Origin of the sequence: Psychrobacter sp. W2-37-MNA-CIBAN-0211 (assembly GCF_040309405.1) — a bacterium.
GTDB lineage: Bacteria > Pseudomonadota > Gammaproteobacteria > Pseudomonadales > Moraxellaceae > Psychrobacter > Psychrobacter glaciei.
Map to the genome: position 1 here is coordinate 1 of NZ_JBEOOU010000483.1, position 245 is coordinate 245.

Sequence of the window (245 nt, forward strand, 5' to 3'; positions counted from 1 at the left end):
TATCCAGTGTGTTATCAGTAATAGATAACTTACCTGGCATTAGCATAAACGAAGGCGACGCATTTGGCGGCGACGATTGGTCAACCACTATTACCATGCGTGGTTTTAGTATCGACTCAAACCAGCAGCAATTAGGTATGACGGTAGACGGTATTCCTAATGGCGGTTCTAATTATGGCGGTGGTGCTAAAGCGAATCGTTACCTAGATAGCGAAAATCTTGTCACCGTGGAAGTAGGTCAGGGC

Annotated in this window: 1 protein-coding gene; it reads left to right on the top strand. The window is 45.7% G+C overall.

Going from position 1 to position 245, the window contains the following annotated elements; all coding sequences use genetic code 11:
- A partial coding sequence (locus tag AAEY72_RS15980; RefSeq protein WP_352311640.1) for a TonB-dependent receptor plug domain-containing protein occupies positions 1 to 245 on the top strand: 245 nt, incomplete at both ends.